4 protein-coding genes are annotated in these 7,204 nt (G+C 64.3%); 1 reads left to right on the top strand and 3 read right to left on the bottom strand.

The window, feature by feature from the left end; translation table 11 throughout:
* Positions 1–26: 26 nt before the first annotated feature.
* The 3 genes from modA to MJ797_RS21915 all read right to left on the bottom strand — a co-directional run bounded on the left by modA (position 27) and on the right by MJ797_RS21915 (position 4,231).
* Positions 27–836 carry a molybdate ABC transporter substrate-binding protein gene (modA, locus tag MJ797_RS21925; RefSeq protein WP_239340468.1) on the bottom strand — a complete coding sequence of 270 codons (810 nt, stop codon included), beginning with the start codon at positions 834–836 and terminating at the stop codon, positions 27–29.
* 57 nt (positions 837–893) lie between these two features.
* Entirely contained in the window at positions 894–1,313 is a 420-nt protein-coding gene (locus tag MJ797_RS21920) for a molybdopterin-binding protein (RefSeq protein WP_239308183.1), read from the bottom strand.
* Between the two features lie 293 nt (positions 1,314–1,606).
* Positions 1,607–4,231, bottom strand: a complete 2,625-nt coding sequence (locus tag MJ797_RS21915) for a cytochrome P450 (RefSeq protein ID WP_239340466.1) — start codon at positions 4,229–4,231, stop codon at positions 1,607–1,609.
* A gap of 914 nt (positions 4,232–5,145) precedes the next feature.
* Here MJ797_RS21915 and MJ797_RS21910 point away from each other — a divergent pair.
* Entirely contained in the window at positions 5,146–6,768 is a 1,623-nt protein-coding gene (locus tag MJ797_RS21910) for an MFS transporter (protein ID WP_239340457.1), read from the top strand.
* Positions 6,769–7,204 lie beyond the last annotated feature (436 nt).

The following is a 7,204-nucleotide window of genomic DNA, read 5'->3' as shown; positions in this document are numbered from 1 at the left end:
GCCGCGGCCCACAACCGGGAACTGACTCACGAACCGGGCGAGAACCCGGCCTTGGCCAGTACGGCCTGCCCGCTGCTCGACAGGACGAACGCGACGAACGCCGCCGCGGCGGTGGGGTTCGACGCCTTGGTCAAAGCCGCGATCGGATAGGCCGTGGAGGCGTTCTGATTCGCGGGGATCGGGATCCCCTTGACCTTCGCCGCGGCGGCCTGCGCGTCGGTGACATACACCATGCCGGCGTCGACCTCGCCGAGTTCAACGGTGGTCAGCACCGCCTTCACATCCGGGCCATAGGTCTTCGGCGTGACACTGACGCCCGCGTTGGACAGGACCTTGGCCGCGACTGCCCCACAGGGGACCTGGGCCTGGCACAGCGCCACCTTCACTCCCGGCTTTGCCAGGTCCGCGACTGAAGCGATGTGCGCCGGGTTGTTCGGCGGGGTGACGATCTCCATCGTGTTCTTCGCGAACGTCGTCGGGTTGGCCGCCGACCCGGCGTCGACGACGGTGGCCATGTTCGTCGGGCTCGCCGAGGCGAACACGTCCGCGGGCGCGGCCTGGGTGATCTGGGTCGCCAGCGTCGAGCTCGCCCCGAAGTTGAACTTCACGGTCGTCCCGGGATGCGCCGCCTCGAACTGCTTCCCGATCTCGGTGAACGACTCCGTCAACGACGCGGCCGCGAACACCGTCACCGTCCCGGTCACCGGCGCCGTCGTGGCCGGCGCTACCGACGGCACCGTCGACGCGGCGCTGGATCCGGTCGTGTTCGATCCGCATCCGACCAGAACAGCAGTCAGCAGGGCACACAGCGCCCAGAATTTCGATCGCGTTCTCACGCGTCCCCCTCAACACGAAAACGTCCGCCGGTGCCGACGGCCCCGGCGCGGAATGGGTCAACGGCGCTGCTGAGGAAGTTCCATCACCACGTTGGTCGACTTCACCGACGCCACCGCGATCACGCCCGGTTCCAGGCCGAGATCGTCGGCGGACTCCCGGCTCATCAACGACACGATCCGGTGTGGACCGGCCTGGATCTCGACCTGCGCCATCACCCCGTCGCGGACGACCCGGGTAACGATGCCGGGGAAGCGGTTGCGGGCTGACTCACCGACCACCGCGGCGTCTCCCGCCAGCGGCCGGTCAGCTGATGCCGCGAGCTCCTTGCTGAACTGAGCCAGCGCCGCGCCCTCGACAGCCTGCCGACCGCTGTCGTCACGGATTACTGGCAATCTGCCCGCGTCCGCCCAGCGTCGCACTGTGTCATCGCTGACGCCCAACAGGCCAGCCACATCCGATATCCGCAAAGTCGTCACAGACGCACGATAGCCAGCGCATCCACGTCTGTCTTCCGGAAGGCTGACCGAATTCGCGGTGAGTCATTTTCCGTAACGGTGAGTTGTTGATGTAGTCGTCTGCGCATAGCCACCGCGACAGCACCACGCCTTCTTGTCATCTTTCCGTCATGCTGCCGCTACAGCGGAAGGAGCGGGGCTGGAGTGCGTGCATCGCGCGGCGGCGCGGGGAGTTACCCATGATATGGGCTCTCTTTTCCACAGGGCACGGAACGGTCCGCCCGCCGTGGCTGGCCGGTAGGCCGGCCGGTGGATCAGCTGGCGTCGCTCAGCACGAGGCCCGCGCCGGTGGTCGTGACCGGACGGGGCTTCAGGATCATCGGGTACGGCCCGGTGCCCAGTGACGCTTTCGGGATGGCGGTGTGCGGCTTGGCGCCGGGCGCGGGGCATAACCGCCAGCGGGCGGCGATCGCGGCGACCGCGAGCGTCGCCTCGGCACGGCCGAAGGTGTCACCGATGCACTTGCGACTTCCCGCGCTGAACGGCACCATCGCGCCGCGTGGGAAGTCCTTGGCCCGTTCGGGCAGCCAGCGGTCCGGGTCGAAGCGTTCCGGGTCGGTGAACAGGGCGGGGTTGTGCCCCATCATGTACGGGCTGTACATCACGATGGCGCCCTTGGCCAGCCGCTGCCCGGCCAGCTCGGTCTCCCGGGTGGTCGTGCGGGTGAGTAACCAGGCTGGTGGATACATCCGCAGGGTCTCGCACAGAACCCGCCAAGTGTAGTCCAGCCGTGGCAGGTCGTCGAACGTCGGTGGCCGGCCGCCGAGTACTTCGTCGAGTTCGGCGTGCAGCCGGGCTTCGACCCGCGGGTGCTCGGCAAGGACGTGGAAGGCCCAGACCATGGTGTTGCCGGTGGTCTCCGTCCCGCCGATGAGCAGGGTCATGATCTGGTCGTAGATCTCCTCGTCGGTCAGCCGGTGCTGGCTCTCCTCGTCGCGGGTGGCTACGAGGATCGACAGCAGGTCGCCGCGGTCGGTGCTGGTGCGACGCTGAATCTCGATCGTCTCTTCGATAATCGTGTGCATCCGGGCCCGTGCCTGGTTGAACCGGCGGTTACCCGGGGTGGGGATCTTCTCCTGCCAGCCGATCGGTGCGACCGTCCGTTTGTAGATGCCTCGCATGATGATCGGCATGTAGTGGGCGACCTCGGGAATGATGGGACGACCGCTCACCGTGGTCGCGAACATGGTACGGGCGGTGATCCGTAGGGTCAGGGCGTGCATCGCGTCGTTGATGTCAAACAGCTGGTTGTCCGTCCAGGAGGCCAGGAGATCGTCGATCTCTTCCCGCATCAGCCTGGCGTAGCCGGGCAGCCGGGACGGGTGGAACGCCGGCTGGAGCATCCGCCGCTGCTGGCGGTGGTCTTCCCACATCGAGCTGACGAGCCCGTTCCCCACAAGCAGCCGAATCTTGTCGAACAGTGGCCCGCCCTTGTCGAAGGTACGTGTGTCCATCAGGACCTGTGTGACCAGCGCGGGGTGGCAGGCCAGATAGGCCTCGCGCGGCCCGATTCTGATCCGGACGAGGTCGCCTTGGGCGGGTAGCGAGGACAGGAACCGCAACGGCCACCGCCACAGCCGGAGGGCGTGGCCGATCACCGGGATGCCGCCCGGGGCGGTCACGACGGAATAGGCACGGTTGGTCCCGCCTTTGCGGGGGGACGGCGTGGCTACCCGGTCGGGAGCGCTGCCGGACGTGTCGGCCCCTGAGGCTGGGGTCACCGTTCTGTGCGGGACCGGGCATCCGGGCGCGGTGTTGGTCCCGGTGCCGGCGGTGGTCGCCGTGGCTGGCGTCTCGACCGTCTCGACCGGCCAGGGCTGTGATCGGAAGTGTGTCACGGAGGCGCGGAGGTCTACCCATCCTGAGGTCGAGCCGTCCCATACCGAGCCGTCACCGAAGTAGCGCGGGGTCAGGTACTCGAACTCCTGGCTGCCGCCCATCAGGTGGTCTACCGCGGTGAGGTAGGTGCGTACGTCGCCGCGTGTGCCGAGTGGGCCGGACAGCAGATCGTCGCGAGCCTCGATGTAAGCCTTCTCATGGTGCTCGACGAGTGCGCAGAGCCGGTTGACAGCGTCCTGCAGGCTGAAGCCGTCTCGTTCGGTCAGGACCCGCACGACAGTCATCGTGTCGCCCTGGGCGTGTTCCTTACGCCATGACAGCAGATCGTTTATTATGATCATTTGTCGTCGGCAGTGCTGGTGGACTTCGGTGAGCTGCGGGAGGAGGTCGCTCATGTCCACGGCCGCGCCGTACTCGGTCAGCAGTTCGATGAAGTCGCAGCCGAAGCTGTCCATCCGGACCGCCAGGCAGGCCTCGTAGTCCGGTACGTTGTTTGTGATCTTAGAGTGGATCTCGGTGGCGCATCCGCGTAGGAAGGCCTCCAGGCTCGCGGTGAACCTGGACACCTGGGCCGGGCTGAGGCCGGGGCTGATCCGTTTCCAGAGGTCTTTGGCCGCGCGGCTGTAGGGGAGGTCGTTGGCCGGATCGCCTTCGCCGCGGAAGTCCGCGATGATGCTGGCGAAGGCATTCCGGGCTTTGCCGTCGCTGGCGCCGAGGGCTGATCGGTCCGAGACGAAGCTGTCGATTACTGTGACGTATTGGTACCAGTCGGTGATGTCGCGAGCTCGCTGCTCGTCAGCGTTCGGAACAGTGAGGGGACCATAGATTCCGTTGCGTTGGCGTAAAAAGGCCAGCAGGTCCGCCTCGGTCGCGAAGCAGCCGGCGAGTTCCGTCCGTACCCAGCCGTTCGAAGCAAATTCGATCTGGGCGGCTTTCGGATGATAGGCGAACGGGAGGGAACGCGGCAGCGCGGGAAGGAAGAACTCCCGCTCCGGCGGAGTGAACGCATCCAACGTGGTGAGCGTCAGGTCTGCTTTCATAATCATTCCTCGGGTGGAATCTGGGGCGTGGTCTGATGATACGAAGAAGTAATCTGCCCCGTGTTGTCGCGGTCGGCGGTCCTGATATCAGCTGGTCAGCTGGTCAGCGAAATGACTGCATGAGGAAAGCGGCAATCAGGCGCCGGGAAAGAAGCGTTTTTGGAATCATGGGGATGGTCGGAAAGTGTGGTCGAGGGTTTTCCGGTGAGAACGTCAGCAGAGCCGGAGTACTGGAAGGACCGACGTTGGCGGGTGCTGTCGGGAATCCGGTACCACGGGTCCGGCTGGCCTGGGGAAGAGAGTGCGCGATCGTACCTCTCCACATTGGGTGAGCAGCACAAAACCTGATGAACAGCAAACAATCCGGCCGGCGAGAGTCAGCGGAGCTGACCGTGCTAGATCCCCCGTGGAACCGCGTCAGTGCGGCCGGCCGGAGCCGACCGCTCTTGCTGATCGGAAGAAGCGCGCAGGGGGAAGAGTAGCACGCTGTCCGCAGCCACGGAAGTATATGGTTTGATCATCCGTAAATGCGCTGGTTGGCTGACTGGAACGGGGAGTGGGCGCGCGATGTACCCACCCCCACCCATTGATCATTCCCCAGTTGCCGGGCACTCGTGGTACCGCGGATGGGTGTATGCCTATCGGAGGATTTTTGTTACAGAGAGTAATTACTAAAGGAATTTTGCATAATTATTTTTCATTTTTAGATAAATTATATTTTTATGATAAAAGGATCGGGATCCTCTCATCGAGCCTTGAGTGGGGCTGCGTCGTTGGCGCGCGGTGTCGATGTGATCATCGTCATCTGTCGGTCGGCTTCGGTCCGCAAAGAATCCCCCGGAAGGGGGGATGCGCGGCGGTCCGGCCGGCCGCGATGGTGCATACCGGGTTTCCCTCCTGGGATGGGTCGGTACATGATCCAAGATCAAAAAAAAGAAGCGAGCCGGCGCGCCGAAAAGGAAACCAGCGGAGCCGGAGTTGTCCTGCTGACGCTTGCGTCGGGACAGTTTCTCATGACGCTCGACAGCTCGGTCATGAATGTGTCGATCGTGACTGTTGCCAAGGATGTCGGCACGACCGTTACCGGAATCCAGACAGCCGTCACCTTCTACACGCTGGTGATGGCTTCATTTATGATCACAGGAGGTAGGCTCGGCCAGATTCTCGGCCGAAAACGCGCTTTTGTCATCGGGTGCGTCATTTATGGATGTGGATCATTCATTACCGCGCTTGCGGGGAACCTTGCCACGCTGATGTTCGGGTGGTCCTTTCTCGAAGGCGTCGGGGCAGCATTGATCATGCCAGCGATCGTAGCCCTGGTCGCGTCGAACTTCGTCCGCGACCAACGCCCGCGCGCGTATGGGCTCGTCGCCTCGGCCGGCGCGATCGCGGTGGCGGCGGGCCCCCTCATCGGCGGGCTGCTCACTACCTATCTGTCCTGGCGATGGGTGTTCGCTGGTGAGGTTCTCGTCGTGTTCGTCATCCTGATCCTCACCCGTCAGATGGTCGACACCCCGCCCACGGCGGGCACGCGGCTCGATCTGGTGGGCACCGCGTTGTCGGCACTCGGGCTCGGGCTCGTCGTGTATGGCATTCTCCGTTCGGGGAGCTGGGGCTTTGTCCAGCCCAAGACGGGTGCTCCCAGCTGGCTTGGACTGTCGCCGGTCAGCTGGCTGATACTCGCGGGTGGGATTGTGCTGCGGCTCTTCCTATGGTGGCAGACCCACCGTCTCGCCCGCGGCGACGCCGTGCTCATTGATCCGGCGATGTTGCGGAATCGGATCCTGCGGGGCGGGCTCATCTCGTTCTTTTTCCAGTATTTTCTGCAAGCCGGCCTCTTCTTCGCGGTGCCATTGTTCCTGTCAGTGGCGCTCGGGCTTTCAGCGGTGGCGACCGGCATCCGGTTGCTGCCCCTGTCCAGCACGCTGTTGCTGGCCGCCGCGGGTATTCCCAGGGTTTTCCCGGACGCGTCGCCACGCCGCGTTGTTCAGGCCGGCTTTCTTGCGCTGTTCGCCGGTATCGTAATCATGGTGGCCGCGCTCGACGCGGGTGCCGGAGCCGAAATCGTGACCTGGCCGATGTTGCTCGCGGGCCTCGGCATTGGCGCCCTGGCGTCACAGCTCGGGAGCGTTACCGTGTCGTCGGTGCCCGACGAACACAGCGGTGAAGTCGGTGGGGTACAGAATACTGTCACGAACCTTGGTGCCTCGATCGGAACCGCACTGAGCGGCGCGGTGCTCATCTCTTCGCTGACCGCGTCGTTCCTCAGCGGCGTCCAGCACAACCCCGCCGTCCCCGCGGATCTTTCTTCGAAGGCGCAGGTGGAGCTGGCTGGCGGCATCCCGTTCATTTCCGACGAGGATCTGAAGACCGCGCTCGACGGGGCTGGGGTGCCCCCACACACGGCCGAAGCGATCGTCGAGCAGAACGCGGCCGCCCGCATTGACGGACTGCGCACGTCATTGTCCCTGCTGGCCGCCATCGCGCTGATCGCACTGTTCTGCAGCCATCAGATCCCGACCCGGCAGCCATCCTAGTAGTACTTCGTTTGGTCGCCGCATCGAATCACCATGATTCTGGACAAGTACATACATATTGCTGGGTAAATTTATGCCGACAATAGACGATCTTGTATGATCACCTCGACGGCTCGAGGCCTGTCCATCGAAGTACCCGTGGGGGCGCGGAACGGCCCTGACCACGACAGCGCGGTCAGCTGTGACAGCATCACCACGATCCCGGCCAGGCGGCTCGTGCGGCAGGTCGGTTCCCTGATCGAACAACGACTTCCGAAACACGCTGTAGGAACACGCGCTGACCGAAGCCACCGTCGCAGCCCTCGCCTGACGAAATCCGCTGGCGATGGCGTGGCCTCCGGGCCCATCCCGGCATCGAGATCGCGTTCCGTAGAGAACAGACAGATCGGATTTTATTTAGAGCGCCCGGCAATAGGGGACGCGGCGTCGCGGGGCT

Origin of the sequence: Protofrankia sp. CiP3, from assembly GCF_917627345.1 — a bacterium.
Taxonomy (GTDB): Bacteria; Actinomycetota; Actinomycetes; order Frankiales; family Frankiaceae; genus Protofrankia.
The sequence above is the reverse complement of the archived record's forward strand: the minus strand, read 5'-3'. Positions and strand labels throughout refer to the sequence as shown.